22 protein-coding genes are annotated in these 26,681 nt (G+C 62.7%); 2 read left to right on the forward strand and 20 right to left on the reverse strand.

All coding sequences use genetic code 11. The features are described 5' to 3' along the window. Nucleotides 1-14 precede the first annotated feature (14 nt). The 9 genes from N1937_RS14345 to aqpZ all read right to left on the reverse strand — a co-directional run bounded on the left by N1937_RS14345 (nt 15) and on the right by aqpZ (nt 10,565). A complete protein-coding gene (locus N1937_RS14345; RefSeq protein ID WP_260056438.1) occupies nt 15-542 on the reverse strand; it encodes a DUF6886 family protein in 528 nt (175 codons plus the stop codon). A gap of 97 nt (nt 543-639) precedes the next feature. After that, on the reverse strand, nt 640-2,313 hold the full coding sequence (gene recN, locus N1937_RS14350; protein WP_260056439.1) for a DNA repair protein RecN: 1,674 nt from the start codon (nt 2,311-2,313) through the stop codon (nt 640-642). A gap of 5 nt (nt 2,314-2,318) precedes the next feature. Next, nucleotides 2,319-3,188: an outer membrane protein assembly factor BamD gene (locus N1937_RS14355; protein WP_017965092.1), complete on the reverse strand. Its 870-nt coding sequence runs from the start codon at nt 3,186-3,188 to the stop codon at nt 2,319-2,321. Nucleotides 3,189-3,444: 256 nt separating this feature from the next. Continuing rightward, on the reverse strand, nt 3,445-4,401 hold the full coding sequence (gene lpxC / locus N1937_RS14360; protein WP_017965093.1) for a UDP-3-O-acyl-N-acetylglucosamine deacetylase: 957 nt from the start codon (nt 4,399-4,401) through the stop codon (nt 3,445-3,447). Nucleotides 4,402-4,658: 257 nt separating this feature from the next. Then, on the reverse strand, nt 4,659-6,377 hold the full coding sequence (ftsZ, locus tag N1937_RS14365; RefSeq protein WP_017965094.1) for a cell division protein FtsZ: 1,719 nt from the start codon (nt 6,375-6,377) through the stop codon (nt 4,659-4,661). A 55-nt stretch (nt 6,378-6,432) separates the two neighbouring features. After that, on the reverse strand, nt 6,433-7,764 hold the full coding sequence (ftsA, locus tag N1937_RS14370) for a cell division protein FtsA (RefSeq protein ID WP_003561012.1): 1,332 nt from the start codon (nt 7,762-7,764) through the stop codon (nt 6,433-6,435). Further along, on the reverse strand, nt 7,761-8,693 hold the full coding sequence (locus N1937_RS14375; protein ID WP_260056440.1) for a cell division protein FtsQ/DivIB: 933 nt from the start codon (nt 8,691-8,693) through the stop codon (nt 7,761-7,763). The genes ftsA and N1937_RS14375 overlap by 4 nt, the downstream gene beginning before the upstream one ends. Continuing rightward, nucleotides 8,681-9,607 (reverse strand): D-alanine--D-alanine ligase, encoded by a 927-nt coding sequence (locus N1937_RS14380; protein ID WP_017965096.1) that lies wholly within the window; start codon nt 9,605-9,607, stop codon nt 8,681-8,683. Before N1937_RS14380 ends, N1937_RS14375 begins: the two co-directional genes overlap by 13 nt. A 271-nt stretch (nt 9,608-9,878) precedes the next feature. Then, nucleotides 9,879-10,565, reverse strand: a complete 687-nt coding sequence (aqpZ, locus tag N1937_RS14385; protein ID WP_027664261.1) for an aquaporin Z — start codon at nt 10,563-10,565, stop codon at nt 9,879-9,881. A gap of 265 nt (nt 10,566-10,830) precedes the next feature. Between aqpZ and N1937_RS14390 the strand changes: the two genes are divergently transcribed. Both N1937_RS14390 and N1937_RS14395 read left to right on the forward strand, forming a co-directional pair. Then, entirely contained in the window at nt 10,831-12,144 is a 1,314-nt protein-coding gene (locus tag N1937_RS14390; protein ID WP_222291579.1) for an MFS transporter, read from the forward strand. Between the two features lie 115 nt (nt 12,145-12,259). Further along, the gene (locus N1937_RS14395) at nt 12,260-13,189 is read left to right on the forward strand and encodes a UDP-glucose 4-epimerase family protein (protein WP_260056441.1); all 930 of its coding nucleotides are present in this window, start codon (nt 12,260-12,262) and stop codon (nt 13,187-13,189) included. A gap of 3 nt (nt 13,190-13,192) precedes the next feature. On the opposite strand, the gene murB is transcribed toward N1937_RS14395, so the two are convergent. The 11 genes from murB to rsmH are packed head-to-tail and all read right to left on the reverse strand — an operon-like array spanning nt 13,193 to nt 26,677. Next, nucleotides 13,193-14,167 (reverse strand): UDP-N-acetylmuramate dehydrogenase, encoded by a 975-nt coding sequence (murB, locus tag N1937_RS14400; protein ID WP_017965100.1) that lies wholly within the window; start codon nt 14,165-14,167, stop codon nt 13,193-13,195. Next, on the reverse strand, nt 14,164-15,579 hold the full coding sequence (gene murC / locus N1937_RS14405) for a UDP-N-acetylmuramate--L-alanine ligase (protein ID WP_017965101.1): 1,416 nt from the start codon (nt 15,577-15,579) through the stop codon (nt 14,164-14,166). The genes murB and murC overlap by 4 nt, the downstream gene beginning before the upstream one ends. Beyond that, nucleotides 15,576-16,700 carry an undecaprenyldiphospho-muramoylpentapeptide beta-N-acetylglucosaminyltransferase gene (gene murG, locus N1937_RS14410; RefSeq protein WP_260056442.1) on the reverse strand — a complete coding sequence of 375 codons (1,125 nt, stop codon included), beginning with the start codon at nt 16,698-16,700 and terminating at the stop codon, nt 15,576-15,578. Before murG ends, murC begins: the two co-directional genes overlap by 4 nt. 6 nt (nt 16,701-16,706) lie before the next feature. Next, a complete protein-coding gene (gene ftsW, locus N1937_RS14415; protein ID WP_260056443.1) occupies nt 16,707-17,861 on the reverse strand; it encodes a putative lipid II flippase FtsW in 1,155 nt (384 codons plus the stop codon). A gap of 1 nt (nt 17,862) precedes the next feature. Next, nucleotides 17,863-19,275 (reverse strand): UDP-N-acetylmuramoyl-L-alanine--D-glutamate ligase, encoded by a 1,413-nt coding sequence (murD, locus tag N1937_RS14420; RefSeq protein ID WP_260056444.1) that lies wholly within the window; start codon nt 19,273-19,275, stop codon nt 17,863-17,865. 7 nt (nt 19,276-19,282) lie between these two features. Beyond that, nucleotides 19,283-20,383, reverse strand: a complete 1,101-nt coding sequence (gene mraY, locus N1937_RS14425) for a phospho-N-acetylmuramoyl-pentapeptide-transferase (RefSeq protein WP_017965105.1) — start codon at nt 20,381-20,383, stop codon at nt 19,283-19,285. Nucleotides 20,384-20,405: 22 nt separating this feature from the next. Beyond that, nucleotides 20,406-21,845, reverse strand: coding sequence for a UDP-N-acetylmuramoylalanyl-D-glutamyl-2,6-diaminopimelate--D-alanyl-D-alanine ligase (locus N1937_RS14430; RefSeq protein ID WP_260056445.1), 1,440 nt, complete (start codon nt 21,843-21,845; stop codon nt 20,406-20,408). Next, complete coding sequence (locus N1937_RS14435; protein ID WP_170254972.1) at nt 21,842-23,362, reverse strand: UDP-N-acetylmuramoyl-L-alanyl-D-glutamate--2,6-diaminopimelate ligase; 1,521 nt, start codon at nt 23,360-23,362, stop codon at nt 21,842-21,844. Before N1937_RS14435 ends, N1937_RS14430 begins: the two co-directional genes overlap by 4 nt. 6 nt (nt 23,363-23,368) lie before the next feature. Further along, entirely contained in the window at nt 23,369-25,129 is a 1,761-nt protein-coding gene (locus N1937_RS14440) for a peptidoglycan D,D-transpeptidase FtsI family protein (protein ID WP_017965108.1), read from the reverse strand. After that, a complete protein-coding gene (gene ftsL / locus N1937_RS14445) occupies nt 25,129-25,650 on the reverse strand; it encodes a cell division protein FtsL (protein WP_026154234.1) in 522 nt (173 codons plus the stop codon). The genes N1937_RS14440 and ftsL overlap by 1 nt, the downstream gene beginning before the upstream one ends. A gap of 1 nt (nt 25,651) precedes the next feature. Then, nucleotides 25,652-26,677, reverse strand: coding sequence for a 16S rRNA (cytosine(1402)-N(4))-methyltransferase RsmH (rsmH, locus tag N1937_RS14450; protein ID WP_162115957.1), 1,026 nt, complete (start codon nt 26,675-26,677; stop codon nt 25,652-25,654). Nucleotides 26,678-26,681 lie beyond the last annotated feature (4 nt).

Genomic DNA, 26,681 nt, shown 5'->3' on the forward strand with positions numbered 1-26,681 from the left:
TTGGTTTCCTGCGCCTACTCCCAATCCCTGGCATTGCGCAGCCGGATGCCGCTGACATGCAGGCTGGTGTCCCAGAGGTTCTTCAACGGCCGCAGGCTATCGACGACCCGAAGCTCCACCCTGCGCGGCGCAAACTCCTGGTCGAGCCGCGAGATGGCGGTCCTCTCCATGGGAATGACGCGTCTGCGCGCCACCCACATGCCCGCATCATCTAGATTCTCGAAGCCTTCGGGCGGCATCTCATAACGGTGGATCGTCTCCGCTTCGAGCCTTTCCAGCCACCGGCGCTCGATGAAAGCCGCAGCACGCCAGTCGCCGAGCCAGTGCCGCCGTTCGGCCTCTGGCGTATCGGCTGTCGCCCAGAGCAGGATGCGGGGACAATCGCGCGGAAAGAGATACAGGAAATCATGATCGGCATCGATTGCCCAGACGAGCGGACCGTTCAGCCATCTCCGGCCGGGCGCACGGTCAGACGGGATGCGAACCGGGCGTGGCTCGAACGCCTCGATACCGGGATCGTCGCTGAAATGGAAAAGCCGCATGGCTGAGCTCGCTGCCGATCGGGAAGCTTCAGCCCATATCGCGCCGCAGGATGATTGTTATCCCGCCTGCCCAAGCCGGAAGTGCGTCGATAGAAAGTCAGCCGTTGCCGGCCAGCAGCCGCTTCGCCGCCGCCCTCGCCTCTTCGGTGACCGAAGCCCCGGCCAGCATACGGGCGATCTCCTCGGTGCGGTCCTTCTGCGCCATCGTCGCCACACGCGTGGCAATCTTTTCAGAACCGTCGGCTGACGGTCCCTTGGAAATCAACAGATGCGTCGCCGCACGGGCCGCGACTTGAGGCGCATGCGTGACCGACAGCACCTGCACACGCTCCGACAGCCGCTTCAGCCGCTGGCCGATCGCATCGGCCACCGCGCCGCCGACGCCGGTGTCGATTTCGTCGAAGACCAGCGTTGGGGCCGATCCGCGATCGGCGAGCGCCACTTTCAGCGCCAGCAAGAAACGCGACAGTTCGCCGCCCGAGGCGACCTTCATGATCGAGCCCGGCCGCGTGCCCGGATTGGTCTGGACATGGAACTCGACGACGTCGATGCCTTCGGCGAGCGCATCGCCCGCATCCGTGCTGATCTCGACCATGAACCGGGCGCGTTCGAGCTTCAGCGCCGGCAGCTCGGCCATGACGGCCCCAGCCAGTGCGGCGCCGGCGTGATGGCGCTTGTCGGAGAGCGCGCGCGCCGCCGCATCGTAACTTTCCCGAGCGAGACCAACCTCGGCGTCCAGCCGCGCAAGCCTCTCCTCACCGGCGTCGAGATCGGCAAGATCGGCGATCATCCGCACGGCAAGCGCCGGCAGTTCGGTGACGGGCACGGAATATTTGCGCGAGGCGGCCCGAAGCGCGAAAAGCCGCTCCTCCACCCGCTCCAACTCTCTCGGATCGTATTCGGTCTTGCGCAGCGCCGCCTCGACTTCCATCTGCGCGTTGGAAAGCTGGTCGAGCGCGGCATCGAGCAGCGTCACTGTGTCTTCGAGCAGTCCCGGCGCCTCATGGCTCTTGCGCTCGAGCCGGCGTACCAGCGAGGCAATATGGGGCACTGGCGAGGCATTGCCGTTCAGGAATTCCGACGCCTCGGCGATATCGCCGGCAATTCGCTCGGCTTTCATCATCTTCTGCCGGCGATCGGCGAGCTCTTCCTCCTCGCCATCCTGCGGCGAAAGCTTCTCAAGTTCCGCGACGGAAGAGCGCAGGTAATCGGCTTCGCGCGCCGCACTTTCCACCTTCTCGCGGTGCTTCTTCAGCGTCCGCTCGCTATCGCGCCACAGGCGGTAGAGCCGGGAGACCTCCGAAACCTCGTCGGTGAGGCCGGCGAAGGCATCGAGCAGCGTGCGGTGAGCGTTGGTGTCGACCAAGGCGCGATCGTCGTGCTGGCCGTGGATTTCGACCAGCATCTGGCCGGCCTGGCGCATCAGTTGCACGCTGACCGGCTGGTCGTTGACATAGGCCTTGGTGCGCCCATCCGCCGATTGCTGGCGGCGGAAGATCAAGTCGCCCTCGTCATCGATGCCGTTTTCGCGCAGCAGTGTGCGGGCACCGTGTTCCATGCCGACGTCGAACACCGCCGTCACCTGGCCCTTGTCTTCGCCATGACGCACCAAGCCGCCGTCGCCGCGCCCGCCGAGCGCCAGCGACAAGCTGTCGAGCAGGATGGATTTGCCCGCCCCGGTCTCGCCCGTCAGCACGGAGAGGCCGGTCTCGAAGGCAAGATCCAGCCGCTCGATCAGGACGATATCGCGGATCGAAAGCTGGATCAGCATTGGCCTCAGGAACCGAGAAGAAGTTTCTTGCCCGCCGCCGCGATCCACGAGCCCTTGTTTTCACGCGGCTCGGCACCGCCGCTCTGCAGCAGCTTGTAGGAATCAGCATACCACTGGCTGTCGGGATAATTGTGACCGAGAACGGCAGCGGCTGTCTGCGCCTCGTCGACGATGCCCATGGCGTAATAAGCTTCGACGAGACGCGCTAAGGCCTCTTCGATCTGGTTCGTATTCGGATATTTCTCGACGACGATGCGGAAGCGCGAGATCGCGGCGAGATATTCCTTCCGCTCCATGTAGTAGCGGCCGATCTGCATTTCCTTGCCGGCGAGCTGGTCGCGCGCGAAGCGGATCTTGGCCTGTGCGTCGTCGACATATTCGGAGTTCGGATAATTGTCGATGACGGCCTGCATCGCCTCGATCGTCTTGGCCGAGGCGCGCTGGTCCTGCGTCACGTCGACGATCTGCTTGGAATAGGTGAGACCGATAAGATACTGCACATAGGCAGCATCCTGGGACTTCGGATATTGCGACATGTAGCGATTGCCGGAAGCAAGCGCATCGTCCAAACGTCCCTGGCGATATTTGACGAAGGTGCTCATCACAAGCGCCTTGCGCGCCCATTCGGAGAACGGGTTTTCGCGGTCGATCGCGTCGAACTTGCGCGCCGCTTCCGCCATGTTGCCGGCCTTCATATTGGCAAGACCCTGGGTGTAGAGCACGTCAGGCGGATCGGTTTCGAGGCCGAGCTTGGTGATGTCGATATCGGGATCCGACTGGCAACCGGAGATCGAGGCGCCTGCGCTGAGCACCAGAAGCGATGCGAACAAAGCGCGCGCTGTCTTCATCATACCTTCAGATCCTGCATAACCCATTCGAAAGAACCCCACTGCTGCCGCTCTCTCCACGGCAGCCACGCCTCGCTGGCGTTTCTAGCCACAAATGTGCATCAAGAGCAACGCAATGATAAGGCATTAACGCATTTTTGTGGCAGCGGCCGAAGAATGACCGCCTTTTCAACTTCTTCCCGACCTGTGGCAGCCAAGCATCGGTTATCGCCGCAGACGCGGTCGGACATAAAAAAACCGCCTCCGGGAAAGAGGCGGCCTGGTCTTGAGAATATGCTGGAGGTCATGCCGACCAGGGAGCGAATTCCGAAGCGCTGACTGCGATCAGCTCGCGGGCAGCGACACGCTGGCGCGGCGTCGACGTCTCTACGACCTCATAGGCGGAGGGATCGGCGAGCAGCGCCTTCAGCGCATTGGCATTCATCTTGTGACCACCGCGATACGAGCGGTAGCAGCCGATGAACTGGGCACCGGCAAGCGACAGATCGCCGACGGCATCGAGCGTCTTATGGCGGACGAATTCGTCCTTGGCGTAACGCAGCCCTTCGACGTTGATGACGGTGTTGTCGTCCGAGATGACGACGGAATTTTCGAGTGAGGAGCCGAGCGCGTGGCCCGACGCCCAGAGGCGTTCGACATCGCGCATGAAGCCGAAGGTGCGGGCGCGGGAAAGTTCCGTCTTGAAGACGGCGGCTGTCATGTCGCCGGCCCACTTCTGCCGGCCGATCAGCGGGCAGTCGAAATCGATCTCGACTTCGAAGCGCGTACCATCATAGGGACGGAATTCACTCCAGGAGCCGCCATGCTCGATTCGCACCGGCTTGGTGATACGGATATAACGGCGCTTGACGCCAAGCGAGACGAGACCGACCTGCTCGATCGCCTCGACGAAGGGCAGCGAGCTGCCATCCATGATCGGCATTTCGGAGCCCGGCACCTCGATCACCACATTGTCGAGGCCGAGCGCATAGACGGCGGCCATGACATGCTCGATCGTCGCGACCGAATGGGCGGGTGAGAAGCCGAGCACGGTGCAGAGGTCGGTATTGCCGACCTGCGAGGAAACAGCCTTGAGTTCGGTAATGTCGCCATTGTCATGCAGGCGCTGGAAAACGACGCCGGTGTCCGATTCCGCCGGGTTCAGAGTGATCGAGACTTCAGCGCCCGAATGCACTCCGATGCCCGAAAGCGTCACGGGACGCGATACTGTCGTTTGAAAACCCAGCAAGCCAATTGCCATAAATTCTGCCTTTATTCTTCCGCACCGGCGGTATGTCCGATCGGCGCGTCATCGTTTATTCTGCAGCCGGAGCCTGTTGAAAGGTCTCATGGGGCAGTTTCGTTGCACCATACTTACGTGCGCTTATTCCAATCCAAATCACTGTTTCTTTCGCTTTGTTACGAAGTCACGCAATTGAAATCGTTTGCGAATCACCGGCAGAAAAATAGCAATGCCCGGGACCTTGATCCCGGGCATAAACGGTGCCGATCACGGCCTCAGTTCGACTGGCGACGCAGGAATGCCGGGATTTCCAGCTGGTCGTCTTCCTGCATCATCCGGGCCTGCGGAACCGCGCGGCCCTGGTCGTCGAGGTTGCCGCGACGCGGTGCGTAGAGGCTTGCCTCAGGCGACAGCGGACGGCGCTGCTGCGAAGCGGCGGGCGGCGCGGCGGTCATATCGGCGGCAACGGCGTCGTCGTCGCGGCGGCCAAGCGAATTGGTGATTCGCTTGAGCAGGCCCATCGGACCGCGCTCCTCCGCCGCATGCGCGGAGGCCGGCTGGGTGCGGTGGTCGAGTTCGGCCTGGACGACCGGCGGGAAATCCTCGACCTTCGGCATGCGCATCGGTTCGGGCGCCTGGCGGATGATCGGCTCCTGCCGAACCGGCTGCTGCTGGACCGGCTGGCTTATCACCGGCTGGCTCATGACGGGCGCCGGAGCCTGCTGCTGCACCGGTGCCGGACGCATTGCCGGAGCTTCCGGTGCCGGCGCAAAGATCTTGCTCTGCGGACGGAAGGTCTCCTGCTGTGCCGCCGGCTGCTGCAGCGGTGCGGCAGCACGCGGGGCCGGAATTTCGAGCTCGCGTTCCATCTCGGCTTCGCGGATGGTCTGCGCGATCGGATCCATGGCCTTCGGTGCCTGCATCACGGGGGCAGGCTGAACTGCGGCCGCTGCCGGAGCAACAGCCGCGGAGGGACGGATAGCGGGCCTTGCTGCCGGTTGGAGGTTCCGCTCGGCGGCTTCGTTCATCGCCCGGTCGATGCCGGTTGCGACGACCGAGACGCGGATGATGCCTTCGAGCGATTCGTCGAAGGTGGCGCCGAGGATGATGTTGGCGTCAGGATCGACTTCCTCGCGGATGCGGGTCGCGGCTTCGTCAACTTCGAAGAGGGTGAGGTCGCGACCACCGGTAATGGAGATCAGCAGGCCCTGGGCGCCCTTCATCGAGGTTTCGTCGAGCAGCGGGTTGGCGATCGCAGCCTCTGCGGCCTGCAGCGCGCGGCCGGAGCCGGAAGCTTCGCCGGTGCCCATCATCGCGCGGCCCATCTCGCGCATCACCGAGCGGACGTCGGCGAAGTCGAGGTTGATGAGACCTTCCTTGACCATCAGGTCGGTGATGCAGGCAACACCCGAATAGAGAACCTGGTCAGCCATGGCGAAGGCATCGGCGAAGGTCGTCTTGTCGTTGGCAATGCGGAAGAGGTTCTGGTTCGGAATGACGATCAGCGTATCGACAGACTTCTGCAGTTCCTGGATGCCCATCTCGGCCAGGCGCATGCGCCGCCCGCCTTCGAAATGGAACGGCTTGGTGACGACGCCGACCGTCAGGATGCCCTTGTTGCGGGCGGCCTGGGCGACAACGGGAGCAGCACCCGTGCCGGTGCCGCCGCCCATGCCGGCGGTGACGAAGCACATATGCGTGCCGTTCAGGTGATCGACGATTTCGTCGATGCACTCCTCGGCAGCCGCGCGGCCGACTTCCGGCTGCGAGCCGGCACCGAGGCCTTCGGTAACGTTGACGCCGAGCTGGATGATGCGCTCGGCCTTCGTCATCGTCAGCGCCTGCGCATCCGTGTTGGCGACGACGAAGTCGACGCCCTGGAGGCCTGCGGTGATCATGTTGTTGACGGCATTGCCGCCACCGCCGCCAACGCCGAACACGGTGATGCGCGGCTTCAGCTCTGTGATGTCAGGCTTTTGCAGCTTGATGGTCATGGTACCTGTTCCTTCTCTCTCTGGCCGCATCGCCACGCCGGCCAATTACGCAATTTCAGAAACTTTCCTTCAGCCACTGGCCCATGCGGGCTATGCGGCTGTTATTTCCCCCAAGCGACATGAGCAGACCGCTCTGTGACGCATGTGTCTCCATGTCCGCGACCTGCGGATAGATCATCAGGCCGACGGCCGTCGAAAAAGCCGGCCCCTTGGCCGCCGTCGGCAGGCCCGAAACGCCCATCGGACGACCAATGCGGACGTTGCGGGCAAGGATGCGCCGCGCCACGTCGGCAAGGCCGGTCAGCTGGCTCGCCCCGCCGGTCAGCACGACGCGCTTGCCGACGATCGGGCTGAAGCCTGAGCGCTGGATACGGTCGCGGATCAGTTCCATCGTCTCCTCGATTCGGGCCGACACGATGCGCGAAACCAAGGCTCGCGGCACCTGTGACGGCTGGTCGCGATCATCCTCGCCGATCGGCGGGATCGAGATCAGCTCGCGCTCGTCGGAGGAATTCGAAAGGGCCGAGGCATGCACGACCTTCAGGCGCTCCGCATCCTCGATGCGGGTCGAAAGGCCGCGCGCCAGGTCGGTGGTGACGTGATGGCCGCCGAGGCCGACAGCATCCGTATGAACGAGTTTGCCTTCGGCAAAGACCGAGATCGTCGTCGTGCCGCCGCCCATGTCGATCGCTGCACAGCCGAGCTCGACCTCGTCGTCGACGAGAGCCGCAAGACCCGATGCATAGGGCGTCGCAACGATGCCCTCGACCGACAGATGCGCGCGGTTGACGCTAAGCTCGAGGTTCTTCAGCGCCGAGCGCTCCGCCGTCACGACATGCATGTCGACGCCGAGCGCATCGCCGTACATCGCCAGCGGATCGCGGATGCCGCGCTCGCCGTCGAGCGAGAAGCCGGTCGCCAGCGAATGCAGCACCGAACGGTCCTGGCGCAGCGACTGCTGGCAAGCGGCCGACAGCACCTTCTTCAGATCGTTGAGCTCGACTTCCTGGCCGCCGAGATCGATCGTCGCCGTGTAGATGTCGCTGCCGAGGCGGCCAGCCGTCAGGTTGACGATCAGGCTTTCGACGGTCAGCCCCGCCATGCGCTCCGCCGCGTCGACCGCAAGGCGAATGACGCCTTCCAGCGCGTCGAGATCGGCGATGACGCCGGTCTTGATGCCACGGGAGCGCTGATGGCCGATGCCGATGATCTCGATATTGTGCGTGCGGCCCGGCAGGATCTGGCTTTCCTCGCGCGGCGTCAGCCGGCCGATCATGCAGACGACCTTGGTCGAACCGATGTCGAGCACCGAAACGACATGCGACCGCTTCGACGAAAGCGGCTTCAGGCGCGGCAATCCGAAATGGGATGAACCGAACAAGCTCATATATTCTGCCCCGCCTTCTTCAATTCTTTCGTACGCTCCGTCACTGCCGTCTGCCTGCGGATCGCCGCCTCGGGCGTCAGCTGGATCGCGGTTCTGTCGGCCAGCCTGAGATCGACTGCGGCAATGTCCCGCTCCAGGAGCTGATGCTCCTTGTCGAATTTCGAAAGCGTCGCCAGTGCCTGGTCGATACCGTCTTCCGGCAGCTTGACGACGACGCCGTTGTCCATGTGCAGGTCCCAGCGACGGCCCGATATCCAGACATAGGCCTTCACGCGGGCCTTCACGTCGGGCCACTTCGAGAAGGCTACGTCGAGCGAAGCCGCCGCCGTTTCGGCATCGCGGCCGACGACGAGCGGCAGCGCCGAAAACTTGTTGTCGCGCAGCGGCGCAATGACGCTGCCGTTCTTCTCGATCAGGGAAAGCTCCTGCCCGTGCTGCCAAATCGCATAGGCCTGGCGCTCCTTGAGCTTCACCTCGATCGTCTTCGGATAAATCTTGCGGACCTCGACATTTTCGACCCAGGGAAGATGGGCGATCTTCCTGCGGGCGGCATCGACGTCGAGGGCGACCAGCGAGGTCGTGCCGTCAAGGCCGATCAGCTGCAGGATCTCGATTTCGGAGGTCTCCGAATTGCCGGAGACTTTGACATCCTCGATGGCAAAACCCGCGGCCGTCGTCGTCGCCTGCGCGACGGCTTCCGTGTGACCGCCGAGCGACATGCCGTAAAGCCCCGTCGCAGCCAGAAAAGCGAGCGCCGAGACCGTGCCCGTATGAACAGGAATGTAGATGCGGCCGCTGCAGAGGCTGATCAGGAAGCGCGTGACCCGGCGCAATGGTCGCGGCAGCACGAACCGCTCTTCGGCTTCCATGATCGGAAGCACGGCATGATGGCTGGGGCGCCCTATCCTCTTGACCGTCAACGCAAACAAGACGCGTCCTCCACCATCCACCGGAGAAACTGACCAAAGGAATAGCCGGCATGACCGGCCATTTCGGGCACGAGCGAGGTTGGAGTCATCCCTGGCTGGGTATTGACCTCCAGCCAGATGATTTCGCCGTCTTCGGAGAAACGATCGTCGTAACGAAAGTCGGACCGACTGACGCCGCGACAACCGATTGCCTGATGCGCCCTTAGGGACAATGTTTGTATTTTTTGGTAAATATTCGGTGAAATTTTCGCGGGGATGACGTGTTTTGAACCGCCCGCCGCATACTTGGAGTCGTAATCATAAAAATTGTGTCCCTGCGGCACCACTTCCGTGACACCGAGCGCAGCTTCACCCATGACGCCGCAGGTGAGTTCGCGACCGTAAACATAGCGCTCGACGATCACTTCCTCGCCGTAACGCCACTCGGGCGAACTGACGATCTGCGGCGGATGCGCCTGATCTTCGGTGACGATGACGACGCCGAAGCTCGACCCCTCGCGGAGGGGCTTCACCACATAGGGCGGCTTCATCGGATGCGTCGAGGGAAAGGCGAAACGGTTGACCACCTGCGATTCGGCGACCGGAATGCCGGCGGCGCCGGCAACGAGCTTCGCCTTGTCCTTGTCCATCGCCAGCGCTGAGGCAAGCACGCCCGAATGCGTATAGGGGATTTCGAGATATTCGAGGATGCCCTGAATGGTGCCGTCTTCGCCGAACGGGCCGTGGAGCGCATTGAAGACGACATCGGGCTTCAGCGCGGCGAGTTTTTCGGAAACGTCGCGCGCCACATCGATGCGCGTCACGTCGAAACCCTCCGCTTCAAGAGCTTCTGCGCAAGCCTTTCCCGAGGAAAGGCTGACAGGCCTTTCCGAGGAAAATCCGCCCATCAGGACAGCGACATGCTTGCGACTCATCAACACCCCCAAAAATAACTTCCATTTTCGAAATCGACGCTTGTGCGAAGCTGTCTGCGCCGTTTCAGGCCTTTGTCCGACCTGAGTGCATTAGAGCATCATTATGGTTAATGAAGTGTTTACTTTCGTTAACTTCACCTTGCGGCGCCCTTGATTTTTAACCTTCTCTTCTTCAGGACTGTTAGATCGAAGACGCCGCCGATCGGCGAAAACAGAAAAACCCACACAGAAAAACTGTGCGGGTTCAATGAGATTGATCGGTATCTTGCAGTCAGTCGGCGTCGTCGAGGAATTTCCACACCAGCCCGCCGAGCGCCCCGCCCGCAAGCGGCGCAATCCAGAACAGCCAGAGCTGTTGCAGCGCCCAGCCGCCGACGAAAAGCGCCTGGCCGGTGGAACGCGCCGGATTGACCGAGGTATTCGTCACGGGGATAGAAACGAGATGGATCAGCGTCAGCCCGAGGCCGATCGCAAGCGGCGCAAAGCCCGCAGGCACCCGGCTGCTGGTCGATCCCAAGATAATGATCAGGAAAAACATGGTGAGCAGCACTTCGATCAGCAGCGCCGAAAGCAGTGAATAACCGCCCGGAGAATGATCGCCATATCCGTTGGCGGCAAAGCCGCCGAGTTCGAAACCCGCCTTGCCGCTGGCGATGAGATAAAGCAGCGCCGCCGCGGCGATGGCGCCGACAACCTGCACGACGATATAGGGTACGAGGCGCGCCGCGGGAAACCGTCCGGCAACCGTAAGGCCAAGCGAGACGGCGGGATTGAAATGACCGCCCGAAATGCCGCCCACGGCATAGGCCATGGTGAGCACCGTCAGACCGAACGCAAAGGCTACGCCGACAAAACCAATCCCGAGTTCGGGATAGGCCGCGGCCAGCACTGCGCTGCCGCATCCGCCGAAGACCAGCCAGAACGTGCCGAGAAACTCGGCGACAAGACTCTTTTGCATGGATATTTCCTCCGCCCTCAACCATAGGATTAGCAATGAATCCGCTACAATTCGATTCCGGTCAAGCGCGGGCGCCGCCGTGGCAAGCCTCACGCAAGGAAGGAAAATCCAAGAATTCGAGATGACGTTGGGGGATGCAGCAGGTAGCGCATGCGGGCCGCGTCCCCTGTACCCACTGCATGTTTTGACGTTTTCTCAGACCTGAAATTGCGTTAAGACCCGCCAGCCTCCCAAGGCGATTCATAAAATACTGATTGGAATGAAAATGACTGACGCGATCTCCGCATCGTCGACTCCTGCCTCAAACAGCACGCAAGTCAATTCCCCGGCGCGCGTCCTCATCGCCAGCCTTGTCGGCACCACCATCGAATTCTTCGACTTCTACGTCTACGCGACGGCAGCCGTCCTCGTCTTCCCGCACCTCTTCTTCCCGGCAAGCGATTCGAACGCCGCAACGCTGCAGTCGCTCGTCACCTTCTCGATCGCCTTCTTCGCCCGCCCCATCGGCGCCGTCATTTTCGGTCATTTCGGCGATCGCATCGGCCGCAAGGCGACGCTCGTCGCCGCGTTGATGACGATGGGGCTTTCGACGGTCGTGATCGGCATGCTGCCGGGCTATGATGCGATCGGCATCGCAGCACCCTTGTTGCTGGCGCTTTGCCGCTTCGGTCAGGGCCTCGGCCTCGGCGGCGAATGGGGTGGCGCCGTTCTGCTTGCCACCGAAAACGCTCCTCCCGGCAAGCGCAGCTGGTACGCCATGTTCCCGCAGCTCGGCGCGCCGATCGGCTTCATCCTTTCCTCCGGCTTCTTCCTCATCCTGGCGGAAACGATGAGCAACGAGGATTTCCTCGACTACGGATGGCGCATTCCCTTCATCGCCAGCCTCGCCCTCGTCGCCGTCGGCCTCTATGTCCGCCTCAAGATCGCCGAGACGCCGGAATTCCGCAAAGCCGTCGAAAAGCACGAGCGCGTCGCCGTGCCGATCGAGGTGGTCTTTCGCGGTCATCTGCGCAGCCTGATCCTCGGCACCTTTATTGCAGTCGCGACTTTCGTGCTGTTCTACCTGATGACAGTCTTCACGCTCTCCTGGGGCACGACACCCCTGGAAAAGGGCGGGCTCGGTTATACGAGAGAGCAGTTCCTGGTCGTCCAGCTTGTCGGCGTCGTCTTCTTCGGCCTGACGATCCCACTCTCCGGCTGGCTCTCCGACCTCTACTCGCGCCGCCTCATCCTGACGCTGACGACGATTGCCATCGTGATCTTCGGCTTCTTCTACGCGACGCTGTTGACCAGCGGTCTTACAGGCGCTTTCCTGTGCTCGATCATCGGCCTCGCCTTGATGGGCTTCACCTATGGTCCGATCGGCGCTGCCCTTGCCGCTCCCTTCCCGACCATGGTGCGCTATACCGGCGCTTCGATGACCTTCAACCTCGGCGGCATCTTCGGCGCTTCGCTCGCCCCTTATATCGCCACCTGGCTCGCCACCCATTACAGCCTGGACTATGTCGGCTACTACCTTGCCGCCTCCGCCGTGATCTCGCTGGTCTGCATCCGGCTGTCGGGCCGCGAGGAAGTCTAAGCCTCGAGCAGCAAGCAAACAACAAGCCGCGACTTGCCAATGTCGCGGCTTTTTTATTGATGCCGTGGGCACTTCCGGTTAACCGGAACACTCACGGCAAAACGGGGAGCAGATCATGCGATGCCTCATTACCGGCGCGGCCGGCTTTGTCGGTGGGCCTCTCGTCGAAAGACTGCATGGAGAGCAGATATGCGAGCTTGCGGTAACGACGCGATCTGCGGCCGCCAGCTTCCCGACCTCTGTGCGGCATTTCCCCATCGAGATAACAAGCGAAACCGATTGGACAGCAGTTCTCGAGAGTATCGATGTCATCGTCCATCTCGCCGCTCGTGTTCACATCATGAACGACAGCGCAGCCGATCCGCTTGCGGAATTTCGTCGGATCAACACCGCCGCTACGTTGAACCTCGCCGAGCAGGCCGCCCGCGCGGGCGTAAAAAGGTTCGTCTTCATCAGCAGCATCAAGGTCAATGGCGAGGAAAACGATCGACCCTTCCGGCACGACGATACGCCAATGCCGATCGATCCCTATGGCATTTCAAAGTTGGAAAGTGAAATCGGGCTGCATGAAATTGCCGCCCGAACAGGCATGGAAGTCGTGGTCATTCGCCCGCCGCTCGTCTATGGACGCGGCGCGAGGGGCAATTTCGCCCTGCTCGTCGGACTTGTCAGGAAGAAGGTACCGCTCCCCTTCGCGTCGCTGAAGAACCGCCGGACGCTAGTCGCGCTTCCAAATCTCGTCGATCTGATCATCACCGGGATGAAGCATCCCGGCGCAGCCGGCCAGACCTTTCTCGCGGGCGATGGAGAAGATCTTTCGACTCCCGGGCTTATCGAAGGGATTGCCGCAGGTTTGGGCGTTAAACCGATGCTGCTCCCCTTCCCCCCCGCCTTGTTGCAGATGGGCGCCAGGGTCACCGGAAAGGCCGCGGTCTACCAGCGTCTTTGCGGCTCCCTGCAGGTCGATATATCCCATGCCCGAGACGTGCTCGGCTGGTCGCCCGTCGTCACGCCGCGCGAAGGCCTGAAGCTTGCGGTGACGTAACCGTTACTCGCTCGTCACGCCATGGAACGGACGCACTTCGCGGCCGGGCATAAAGACGCCGAGGCGTTTGATTTCCCATTCGAGCTTGATGCCGTCTTTTTCGAAGACCTCGCGACGCACCTGTTCGCCGAGATATTCGAGGTCGTAGCCGGTTGCCTGCCCCATGTTGATCATGAAGTTGCAGTGAAGCGACGACATCTGCGCTCCGCCGATGACGAGGCCGCGGCAGCCTGCCTCGTCGATCAGTTTCCAGGCCGAATGGCCGGTCGGGTTTTTGAAGGTCGAGCCGCCGGTCTTTTCGCGAACCGGCTGCACCGTCTCGCGGTGATTGCGCACCGCGTCCATCTCGGCGCGGATCTGCGCGCGCTCTTCCGGATAGCCCTCGAACAGCACGGAGGTGAAGATCAGATCTGTCGATGCGGTCGAATGCCGGTAGGAGTAGCCCATCTCGGCATTGGAAAGCACATGCTTATCGCCCTTGCGGTCGACCGCATGGACTTCGATCAGCCGCTCGCGCGTCTCCACGCCGTTAGCCCCGGCATTCATGCGCGCCGCGCCGCCGATGCCGCCGGGAATGCCGTAGAGGAAATGAAAGCCGCCGATGCCGTTGTCCATCGCCATCGCCGCCACATGCTTATCCGGGCAGATGGCGCCGGCGAGAATCCGGTTTTCGCCGGCGAGCTCGACGAAGCCGAACCCCTTGGCCGACAGGCGCAGCACGACGCCCGGAATGCCGCCGTCGCGTACCAGGATGTTGGAGCCGACGCCGACCACCGTCAGCGGCACCTCTTCCGGCAATATCTTCAGGAAGGCGATGAGATCGTCGATGTCATGCGGCTGGAACATCAGCTCGGCCAGACCGCCGGCCCTGAACCAGGTGACACGATCCATCGGGGCATCCGGCGTGATACGGCCGCGGATATCCTTTACACCGTCTCCGAGAGACGCGAGAAGCTTTTCCCCATTCACCTGTTTCATACGGACTTTCCCGATAGGCCTTCCAGTTGCTTGGGCAGCGCCGCCGCCCAGGATGTAATGCTCCCAGCCCCCAACAGAACCACGAAATCGCCAGGCTTTGCAACCTCCGCGACCATCTGCGGCAAAAGCTCCGCCGAGCTTAGAAAGCGGGCGTCGCGATGGCCGCCGGATTTGATGCGCGAGACCAGCGACACGGAATCGATACCCTCGATCGGATCCTCGCCCGCCGCATAGACGGGTGCCAGGAAGATGCTGTCGGCATCGTTGAAGCAGGCGGCGAATTCCTCGAACAGGCTCGCAAGACGGCTAAAGCGATGCGGCTGGTGGACGGCGATGACACGCCCCTTGCAGGATTCTCGGGCGGCGCGCAGCACCGCCTTGATCTCGACGGGATGGTGGCCGTAATCATCGAATATCTGCACGCCGTTCCACTCACCGGTCAGCGTGAAACGGCGCTTGACGCCACCGAAGGAGGCAAGCCCCTTGGCGATATCGGCGCTCGATATGCCGAGCCGGTTGGCAACCGCGATCGCCGCCGTTGCGTTGGAAATATTATGGCGCCCCGGCATCGGCATGACCAGCCCCTTGAGCTCGATAACCTGGCCGGTGCGGCGGCGACGGATTTGGACGTCAAAGATCGAGCGCGTGCCGTCGATGCGCACATTCATGAAACGCACGTCGGCCTGCGGGTTTTCGCCATAGGTGATGATCTTGCGATCCTCGATGCGGCCGACCAACGACTGCACCTCGGGATGGTCGAGGCACATGACGCCGAACCCGTAGAACGGCACATTCTCGACGAACTGCCGGAAGGCGGCGCGCACGGCGTCGAAATTGCCGTAATGGTCGAGATGTTCCGGGTCGATATTGGTAATGACCGCGACATCGGCAGGAAGCTTCAGGAAGGTGCCGTCCGATTCATCGGCCTCGACCACCATCCACTCGCCCTCGCCCATGCGGGCATTGGTGCCGTAGGCATTGATGATGCCGCCATTGATGACGGTCGGATCAAGTCCGCCGGCTTCGAGCAGCGCGGCAACCAGCGACGTGGTCGTCGTCTTGCCATGCGTGCCGCCGATGGCGATCGCATTGCGGAAGCGCATCAACTCGGCCAGCATCTCGGCGCGGCGCACCACCGGCAGCAGCTTTTCGCGCGCGGCGATGAGTTCCGGATTGCTCTTCTTGATCGCCGTCGAGACGACGACGACTTCGGCCTCACCCAGGTTTTCGGCTCGGTGACCGACAAACACTTCGATGCCCTTGTCGCGCAGGCGCTGGACATTGGCGCTGTCGGCCTGATCCGATCCCTGCACCTTATGGCCGAGATTGTGCAGCACCTCGGCAATGCCGCTCATGCCGATGCCACCTATGCCGATGAAATGGACGAGGCCGATCGTCTTCGGCAGTTTCATGCGCGTGTCCTCTTGAATTCTGCAATTGTCCGTCTGGCGGCAATAGCCTCAACCATGTCGGCAAGCAAGTTCGCTGCATCGGGTTTCCCGGCGCGTTTCGCCGCCGCCGCCATGTGCAAAAGCTTTTCCGGATCGTTCATGACAGCCGTCAGGATCGCTGCGATCTTCTCCGGCGAAAGCTCCGACTGGGCGATCACCTTTGCCCCGCCGGTCGCAGCAAGTGCCGCCGCATTCGCCGCCTGATCGTGATCGAGAGCGTGCGGGTAAGGCACGAGCACGGCAGGCCGGCCGATGACGGAGATTTCCGAAACCGTCGAGGCGCCCGAACGGCAGATGACGAGATGCGCCCTCGCCAGCCTCTCGGCCATGTCGGTAAAGAAGGGGGCGATATCGGCTCCCATCTCCAGCTTGGCGACGCAGCCGCTGACCATTTCCATATCCTCGGGACGCACCTGCTGGGTGATGCGCAGGCGCACGCGAAGCGCCTCGTCGAGCAGGCTGATCGCCGTCGGCAGCGCCTTGGAGAAATATTGCGCGCCCTGGCTGCCGCCGAAGACGACGAGGTTGAAGGCCTCGCCGGGATGCGACGGCGTGTACGGCACCTCGGCCGCAGCGATGATCGCCGGGCGGACCGGATTGCCCGTCGTCACCGTCTTGTCTGGAGAGGCAGCGCCTCCCTCCGGCAGGAACCCGCCGGCGATGGCCTGCACGCGGGTTGCCAGGGCCTTGTTGGCGCGCCCCATCACCGCATTCTGCTCGTGGATCATCGAGGGCACGCCGAGCCGGGTGGCGGCGAGCAGCGGCGGCACGGTGGGATAACCACCGAAACCAACGACGATGATCGGCCGCAACCGCTGGATCAGTTTCTTCGCCGCCCGCATGCCGCTCCAGAGCGTCCATAGCGAGCGGGCGACAGCAACCGGGTTCTTCGAGCCGATCGTCGCCGACGGTACGACATGGATTTCCTCGGCCGGGAACTTGCCGGCATAGCGCTCAGCCCGGCTGTCCGTGACGAGATGCACCGAATAGCCGCGCTCCTTCAGCTTGAAGGCCAGCGCCTCCGCCGGGAACACATGGCCGCCGGTTCCCCCGGCGGCAAGCAGCACGATGCCTTTGCTCATAGTCTTCTACTCCGCCGGCATGCCGTGCGGGACGCGGAAGAGGCTCCGGTCCTGCGCCCGTTTTTCCGGTCGATGGCGCGTCAGCGCCAGAATGAAGCCGGCGGTGACGCAGATCGCGACCATAGACGAGCCGCCGTAGGAAATCAGCGGCAGCGTCATGCCCTTCGCCGGCAGCAATTCGAGATTGACGCCGATATTGATGATCGACTGAATGCCCATCTGCAGCACCAGGCCGGCGACGGCGAAACGGTTGAAGTCGTTGCGCTCGCGATAGGCATGCGACAGGCCGCGGAGCACCAGCACGGTAAACAGCGCAACGAGCGCCATGCAGAAGACGATGCCGAATTCCTCGGCCGCGACCGAGAAGATGAAGTCGGTATGCGCATCCGGGATGATGCGCTTGACGATCCCCTCGCCCGGTCCTTGGCCGAACCAGTTGCCGCGGATGATCGCCTCGCGCGCGGTGTCGATCTGGAACGTGTCGCCTTCGCCGGTCATGAATTTGTCTATGCGCAACGCAACGTGCGGGAAGACGTAGTAGGCGCTGAGCAGGCCGCCGGCGCCGCCGATACCGAGCAGCATGATCCAGATCCATGGCATGCCGGCCATGAAGAACATCCCGCCCCAGACGGCCGTGGTCAGGATGGTCTGGCCGAGGTCCGGCTGCGCGATGAGAAGGGCTGCGACGATGCCGAACAGAATGATGGCAAAGAGATTGCCGGGGATCTCCGGCTGGCGCGCATGTTCGGCAAACAGCCAGGCGCAGACCACGACGAAGGCGGGCTTCATGAATTCCGATGGCTGGATGGAAAGGCCGGCGATCCAGATCCAGCGCCTGCCACCCTTGACCTCCTGCCCGACGAACAGCACCAGTACCATCATCGCGACCGAGACGATCAGGATCAGGATCGCGGTTCGCCGCACCTGGCGCGGCGTCAGGAACGACAGCCCGAGCATGACGCCGATCGAGGGGATCATGAAGGCCGCATGGCGCTTGACGAAGTGGAAAGGCTCGAGCCCGATGCGTTCGGCGACCGCAGGAGATGCCGCGAACGACAGCATGAATCCGATACCCATCAGGAAGATGAACATTGCCAGGAAGAAGCGGTCGATGGTCCAGAACCAATCGGCCAGAGGCCCACGTTCCGCGCGGCTTACCATGTCATTTCTCTCCTGTTGCCGGACCGATCAGCATCGCAATCCCGTCAAGCGCCGCCACGTGGCCGACGAAGGCTTCACCCCTGACTTCGAAATTCTTATACTGGTCGAAGCTTGCGCAAGCCGGGGATAACATCACGGCCGAAGCGGCGCTCTCGTCGCGTTCGGCATCGGCGGCCGCATGCGCGACGGCGCGCTCCAGCGTGTCCGATATTTCGTAAGGAACAGCCTCGCCGAGCGTCGCGGCGAATTCCGCCGCCGCCTCGCCGATCAGATAGGCCTTGGCGATGCGCGGAAAATAGGGAGCGAGCGTCGTAATGCCGCCAGCCTTCGGCAGGCCGCCGGCGATCCAGTAGATGCGATCATAGCTCGAAAGGGCCGGCGCCGCAGCATCGGCATTGGTCGCCTTGGAATCATTGACGAAAACGACGCGGCCACGCTGCCCGACCGGCTGCATGCGGTGCTTGAGGCCGGGGAACGAGGCGAGGCCGGCGCGGATCTCTTCGGCGGAAACTCCGACGGCGAGGCAGGCAGCGACGGCTGCAGCGGCGTTCTGCGCATTGTGGCTGCCGCGCAGCGTCTGGATGCCGTCGAGATCGACGAAAGGCAGCATCGCGCCGCCGGCGGCCTGGATCAGCTTGGTGCCCTCGGCATAAATGCCGTCGGCCACGACGTTGCGGCGCGAGATGCGGACCACCTTGACGCCCGCCCGCTCGACGCGGTCGGCAATCAGCGCCGAATGGCTGTCGTCGATGCCGACGATTGCGACGTCGCTGCCGGCGACCAGCCGTTCCTTGATGTCGGCATAATGCTGCATAGTGCCGTGACGGTCGAGATGATCGGGCGTCAGGTTGAGCAGGATGCCGGCCGACGGGTCCAGCGTCGGCGCCAGATCGATCTGATAGGAGGAGCATTCGACGACGTAATAGCGCTCGGCCTTTGGCGGATCGAGCGTCAGCACCGCCGTGCCGATATTGCCGCCGAGCTGCGTGTCGTAGCCTGATGATTTCAAGATATGGGCGATCAGTGCCGTCGTCGTCGATTTGCCGTTGGTGCCTGTTATGGCGATGAAAGGGCAATCCGGCGCATGGGCGCGGCGCTCGCGCACGAAGAGCTCGACGTCGCCGACGATATCGACGCCGGCCGCGCGGGCAAGATCGACAGTCCAGTGCGGCTTCGGATGGGTGAGCGGCACGCCGGGCGACAGCACGAACAGCGCCTGCTGGCTCCAGTCGATGCTGTGCAGGTCCTCCGTCCTGATGCCTTCAGCCACGGCCTTGGCGACGCTGTCTGGATTGTCGTCCCAGGCGGTCACCTCGGCACCGCCTGATATCAGCGCCCGGGCGGTGGCAAAGCCGGAGCCGCCGAGCCCGAAGAGCGCGACCTTCCTATCCTTGAGCGTCGTGACCGGGATCATCGCTGCCTCACCGGAGCTTCAGCGTCGAGAGGCCAAGCATCGCAAGACCGACGGCGACGATCCAGAAGCGGATCACCACCTGGCTCTCGGTCCAGCCCTTCTTCTCGAAGTGATGATGGATCGGCGCCATCAGGAAGACGCGCCGGCCGGTCATCTTGAAGAAACCGACCTGGATGATGACCGACAGCGTCTCGATGACGAAGAGGCCGCCGATGATCGCCATGACGATCTCGTGCTTGGTGGCGACGGCGACGGTGCCGATCGTGCCGCCGAGTGCCAGCGACCCAGTGTCGCCCATGAAAATGGCGGCCGGCGGCGCGTTGAACCAGAGGAAGCCGAGGCCGGCGCCGATGACGGCGCCGAGCACGACGGCGAGCTCGCCGGTGCCGGGCACGAAATTGATCTGCAGGTAGTTCGCAAACACCACGTTGCCGGCGAGATAGGCGATGACGCCGAAGGAGGCGGCGGCGATCATCACAGGCACGATGGCAAGCCCGTCGAGACCGTCGGTCAGATTGACGGCATTGCCGGCGCCGACAATGACGAAGCCGCCGAAGACGACGAACATGATGCCGATATTGATCATGAAGTCCTTGAAGAACGGAAAGGCGATCGAGGAGCCGAAGGTCGAGCCGGCAATCCCCGAGGCAAGAGCGGTGCGCATCATGAAATAGACGGCGATGCCGGCGATGACGAATTCGATGCCGAGACGCGCCTTGCCCGAAAAGCCCATATGGCTCTGCTTCGTGACCTTAAGGTAATCGTCGTAGAAGCCGATCGCGCCGAAGCCCAGCGTCACCAGCAGCGTGGCGACGACATAGACGTTGGAAAGATCGGCCCAGAGCAGCGATGCGCCGATGATGCCGGCGAGGATCATCAGCCCGCCCATGGTCGGCGTGCCGGCCTTCTTGAAATGCGTCTGCGGCCCGTCGGCGCGGATCGGCTGGCCCTTGCCTTGGCGGATGCGCAGCGAATTGATGATCGTCGGCCCGAACAGGAAGACGATCAGCGCTGAGGTGAAGAGAGCGGCCCCCGTGCGGAAGGTAATATATCTGAACAAATTCAGAAATTTGAAATATTCCGACAGTTCGACAAGCCAGATCAGCATTCAGGTCCCCTTGTTTACCCGATCAAAATTCGCGTTGCGTGTCGGCAAATGGCGGGAACTTGTCAAGGAGCGCGGCGACGATCTTGCCGAAACCGATGCCCAGAGACGATTTCACCATCAACACGTCGCCCGGCGCGACCGAGTTCAACACATAGTCCGTCAATTCGCTCGTGTTCTCGCGATATTCGACATGGACGCTTTCCGGCAACGATTCCTTGAGTGTTGCCATCTCGGCTCCGGCCAGCCAGACATGTTCGATACCGGCGGCAAGCAGCGGCACCGCAAGATCGGTATGGACCTTCTGCGCATAGTCGCCCATCTCAAGCATGTCGCCGAGCACGGCGATACGGCGTCCGCGGCCGGTCGGCTCGGAAGCCGCCAGCAGCGCGATCGCCGCGCGCATCGAGGACGGATTGGCATTGTAGCTCTCGTCGATCAGCGTGAAGCTGCCGCTGCCGCTGCCGATCGAAAGCCGGTGGCGCTTGCCCCTGCCCTTTTCCGGCTTCAGCGTCGCAAGCGCTTCGATCGCCTTCTGCATATCGGCGCCGACGATCCTGACGACGCCGAGCGCTGCGAGCGCATTCTCGGCGATATGGCGGCCCGGCGCGCCGAGCGCAACTTCCAGCGTCTCGCCGCCGATCGTCAGCCACAGCGTCGAATTCTCGTCGGAGCCATTGAATTCTGCGAGCCGGAATTCGGCCTTGGCATGCTGGCCGAAGGAATGGATATGCTCGATGCCGTGTGATTGCGCCGTGCGGTCGAGGAAATTGAACTGGTCGTTGTCGCGGTTGAGCACGACATGTCCACCGGGTTCGAGCCCCTCGAATATCTCGGCCTTGGCGGCGGCGATTTCCTTGATATTCTTGAAATTGCCGAGATGCGCCGGCGCGATCGTCGTGATGATGGCGACATCGGGACGGATCATCGCCACCAGCGGCCGGATCTCGCCGGGATGGTTCATTCCGACTTCGAAGACGCCGTAATCCGTATCCTCAGGCATGCGTGCCAGCGTCAGCGGCACGCCCCAATGATTATTGAAGGAGGCGACGGAGGCGTGCACCTTGCCGGAGGGCGACAGCACATGCCGCAGCATTTCCTTGGTGGTCGTCTTTCCCACAGATCCCGTCACCGCGATGATCTGGGCCTTTGAGCGCTCGCGCGAGGCAAGGCCGAGCCGGCCGAGTGCCGCGAGCACGTCTTCCACGACGATCATCGGCACCGTCAGCCGACCCATGGCGGGAAGCCTCGCCTCGCTGACGACGAGAAGGGAGGCACCGTTCGCCATCGCCATCGATGCGTAGTCGTGACCGTCGACACGGTCGCCCTTGATCGCGAAGAAGGCTTCGCCTAGCGAAATCGAACGGCTGTCGATGGAGATGCCGGTGATTCCTTCGGGCGGAGTGCCGAAGGGGCGCCCCGCCATCGCTGCGATCATGTCTTCGGTCGTCCAGAGCCAACTCAAGATTTCAGGTCCTCCAAGGCCTTGCGCACCTCCGCATGATCGGAAAACGGCAGGGTGACGTCGCCGATCGTCTGCCCTTCCTCATGCCCCTTTCCGGCGACGATCAGCGTATCCCCGGATCTCAGCATGCCCGCAGCCTCGCGGATCGCCGCGGCGCGATCGGCAATTTCCGAGGCGCAGCTTGCTGCCGCCATAATCTCCGCCCGGATCGAGGCCGGCTCCTCCGAACGCGGATTATCGTCGGTGACGATGACGACGTCGGCAAGTCGGCAGGCGATTTCGCCCATGATCGGCCGCTTGCCGCGGTCACGGTCGCCGCCGCAGCCGAAGACGACGATGACGCGGCCGGTGGTGAAGGGTCTGACCGAGCCCAGCACGTTTTCCAGCGCGTCCGGCTTGTGGGCGTAATCGACATAGGCGAGCGCCCCGTCTTTCGTATGGCCGACAAGTTCGAGACGGCCGGACGCGCCGACGAGCTTCTCGAGCGCGGCCATCGCAACCTTCGCCTCAACGCCGGTCGACATGGCAAGCCCCGCCGCGACCAGTGCGTTGGCGACCTGGAAGTCGCCGGCCAGCGGAATGTCCACCTCGAAGATCTCGCCGCCGATATGGATCTCGGCCGTCTGCTTGTGGCGGAAGTGCTCGACCCGCTTCAACGAGAGGTAGTCACCCTTTCGCCCGACGGTACGAACATCGTGACCGGCATCGGTCGCGGCCTTGATCGCCTGCGCCGACCACGGATCGTCAGCGAAGATCACCGCCAGCGATCCCTTCGGCAACAGCGTATCGAAAAGCCGCATCTTGGCGGCCATATAGGCCTCGATCGTCGGATGATAATCCATGTGGTCCCGGCCGAGATTGGTGAAGGCGGCTGCCGCAAGCTTCACGCCGTCGAGCCGGCACTGGTCGAGGCCGTGGCTGGAGGCCTCCATCGCGGCATGCGTCACGCCCTCTCCGGCAAGTTCCGCCAACAGCTCATGGAGCGACACAGGATCGGGCGTCGTCAGCGAGCCATATTCGTTGCGCGTCGGCGAGACGACGCCCGTCGTGCCGATCATTGCGGCCGCGTGGCCAGCATGCGCCCAGATCTGCCGGGTGAAAGAAGCGACGGAGGTTTTGCCCGCGGTGCCGGTGACGGCGACCATGGTATCGGGCTGCCTGCCATGGAAACGCGCGGCGGCGATGGAAAGGAAACGCCGCGGCTCCTTGACCGCAAGCACCGGGATCGCAGCAGCGACGGCTTGGGAGGCGATCGCGACGGCAGCGCCGCGGCCGGCGGCATCCGCGATGAAGCCTGCGCCGTCCGCCTTGGTGCCGGCGACCGCGACGAAAGCATTGCCCGGCGCCACCTTGCGGCTGTCCGAAGACAGGCCTGAAATATCAAGCAAGCCTGCCGGGCCTTCGAGCTGTGCTTCAAGTTCCGGAAACTGATCTCCGGCCAGGTCTCGCAATTTCATCGCACGCACTTTTCTCTCTTGAATCCGGTTCACCCCTCGCGAATCGGCGTCGATATTCATTCACACTCAATAAGACACCAGCAAGGCCGATCCGCCCTCCCCGAATTTCGGCTCGATGCCGAGAATGGGGGCCGCGCGGCTGATGATCTCGCGGGCGATCGGACCGGCGGTACCGGCCGAGATCGTTCCGCCATAGGCCTTCTCACCGGTCTTCGGCTCGTCGCAGAAGGTGATCACCGCATATTTGGGATCGTTGATCGGGAATGCGGCGATGAAGGAATTGAAATTCAGGGTCGCCGAATAACGCCCGTTCACCACCTTGTCGGCCGTGCCGGTCTTGCTGCCGACGGAAAAGCCCGGCACGCGGGCGACGCGCCCGGATCCCTTGTAGCCGTTGAAGTCAAGGAGATAGCGGATCTCGTCGCTGGTCGACTTCTTGATCACCTGCGTGGCGATCTCATCAGCCTGCTCGCGCGTGCGCGGCAGGAATGTCGGCTCTATCAGCTTGCCGCCGTTGACGAGAGCGGCGGCCGCCACCCCTGTCTGCAGCGCCGTCGTCGAGACGCCGTGGCCAAAGGAAATTGTGATCGAATTGATCTTCTTCCAGACCCGCGGCTGGCTCGGCATCTTCACTTCGGGCAGCTCGGTCTGCATCTTCGTCAAGAGGCCGAACTTGGTCAGATAGTCCTTCTGCGCGTCGATGCCGACGATGTCGATGACGCGCGCCGTACCGATATTCGACGAATATTGGAAAATCTCGGGAACAGTCAGCCAGCGGCGCTGCCCGTGAAAATCGTGGATAGTGAAACCGCCGATATAGATCGATTTGCTGGCATCGAAACTGTCGGTCATCTTCACCTTGCCGCTATCGAGCGCCATGGCCAGCGAAAAGGTCTTGAAGGTCGAGCCCATTTCGAAGGTGCCGTTGGTCATCCGGTTGAGCCAACCCTCCTTGGCGCCTTCCTGCGGATCGTTCGGATCGAAATCCGGCGCCGATGCCATCGCTAGCACTTCTCCCGTATGCACGTCGATGACCGCAGCACCCGCGCCCTTGGACTGAAAGTTGTTGACGGCGTTGACGACCGCGTCCCGCACGATGTTCTGCACGCGCAGGTCGATCGATAGCCGCACCGGCTCGAGCGGCTGGTCGCTGGTCATGCCGACGGAGGCGAGATCGGCCAACCCCTGGTCGTCGATAAATTTCTCCATGCCGGCGACACCGCGGTTGTCGATGTTGACGTAACCGAGGATATGCGCGGCGGTCGAGCCGCCCGGATAGAAGCGGCGCTTCTCCGGCCGGAAGCCGATCCCGGGAATGCCGAGCGCCAGGATCTGGCTCTGCTGCTTCGGCGTCAGCTGCCGGCGCAGCCAGGCGAAATGCGAGGTCTTGACCGAGAGTTTCTTGTAGGTGTCCTTGACGTCGAGCTCGGGCAGCACCGTCGCGAGCTTCTCGACCGCCTCGTCGGCGTCGACGATCTTGTTCGGTTCGGCAAACAGCGAGACGGTACGGATGTCCGTCGCCAGCACCTCGCCGTTGCGGTCGAGAATGTCGGGGCGCGAGGCCATCAGCCGGTCGGGCGGCAGGATGCTGGAGACGACCTCCTGGTCCTTCATTGCATATTCGACGAGACGGCCGCCGATGACCGCGTAGACACCCATGAAGCCAAGGATCAGCAGGCCGACGCGGCTTTTTGCCTGCCCTGATTTCTTCTTGCGCGATCCCTCGATCGCCAAGCCAGCGGGGGAAGGACCACCGAAGCGGTTATAGACGCCGGCGGAGAAATGCGCCTGGCTCTTCAAAACCATGATGCGGGAAAGAAACGACATTATTCCTCCACCGATCCGGTTTCGATCTGATCTGCATCCTCTGCCTCACCGCGCGGCGAAGGCGTTGGAATGGGTTGTGCCTTGGCGATGGCTTGCGCGCCCTTGGCGGTGTCTGGCGCGCCCTTGGCACTGGCCACGGTCGCGCCTTTGGCACTGGCCTCGGTCTTGGCGCTGGCCTCGGTCGCGCTTTTGGCGCTGACCTTGGCCTCCGTCACATCAGGCACGGGAACCTCGGATTTCAGCATCGGCAATTCCTTGGCATGCACCAGCGCCGTCGATTCCGTCGGCTGCAGCTTCAATTCGTCATTATAGGCTCTGACCAGTCGCTCCAGCCGGTTCGGCTGCGATTGCAGCGCCCAGTCGGCCTTGAGAAGGTCGATCGTGTCCTTCTCGAGCTTGATCTCGGCTTCGAGGCGGTGAACCTCCTCGAGCTTCAATTCGGCGCGGTGCTTGATCGTGTAGGTTACGGCGGCAGTGGCCGTCATGACGCCGATGAGCACGAGATCGAACGTTTTCAGCATATCAACCACCAAGCTTTCCGAGGCTGGCAAGATTGGGAAACCCGAAGAGCGACATATCCGCGGCTTCGGCGGCAGCGTCGGTCCTCAGGCCAGCGCGAAGCTTGGCGGAGCGGGCACGCGGATTGATCTCCGCCTCCGCCTCGCTTGCCGAAACCATCGGCTTGCCGATGACCGCAAAGGTTGCGGCCCGCTCATGTGCGACCGGCAGGTGCCGCGAACCCGACGCCTTGCCGGCGCGGTCGGAGAAGAATTTCTTGACGATGCGGTCTTCGAGCGAATGAAAGGTGACGACGACGAGCCGCCCGCCGGGTTTCAGCGCCGCCTCCGCCGCAAACAGCGCCTGCGCCAGTTCGCCAAGCTCGTCATTGACGAAGATGCGCAATGCCTGGAAGACGCGCGTTGCCGGATGGATCTTGTCCTTCATCTTGCGCGGCGTGACGAGCTCGATGAGGCCGGCGAGATCGCGCGTCGTTTCGAACGGCTTTTCGGCGCGGCGCTTCTCGATCGCATGGGCGATGCGCGGCGCCTGGCTTTCCTCACCGAGAAAATGGAAGATGCGGATGAGATCGGCGACCTTGGCGCGGTTGACAACATCGGCGGCCGAAACGCCTTCGGCCGACATGCGCATGTCGAGCGGACCTTTTTTCTGGAAGGAGAAGCCGCGCTCGGCCTCGTCGATCTGCATGGAAGAGACGCCGATATCGAGCACGACGCCGTCGAGCCCGCCCGGCGGCGCGTAATCGCCAAGATTCGAGAATTGCGAATGAACGAGCCTGAGCCGACCGCCATGGGCAGCGACCATCTCTTGGCCAGCCGCAATTGCCGTCGGATCGCGGTCGAGCGCGATCACCTCGGCGCCGGCGGCAAGGATGGCCGAGCTGTAACCGCCCGCACCGAATGTACCATCGAGGATGATCTTGCCGGGCGCGGGCGCCAGCGCCGCAACGACTTCGTCGAGAAGAACCGGAATGTGACGAACCGGTCCGCCACCGGCATCAGTTGAACCTCCGCCAGGATTCGCCACCATTCCG

The sequence above is a fragment of the Rhizobium sp. WSM4643 genome (genome assembly GCF_025152745.1).
Lineage (GTDB): Bacteria > Pseudomonadota > Alphaproteobacteria > Rhizobiales > Rhizobiaceae > Rhizobium > Rhizobium leguminosarum_I.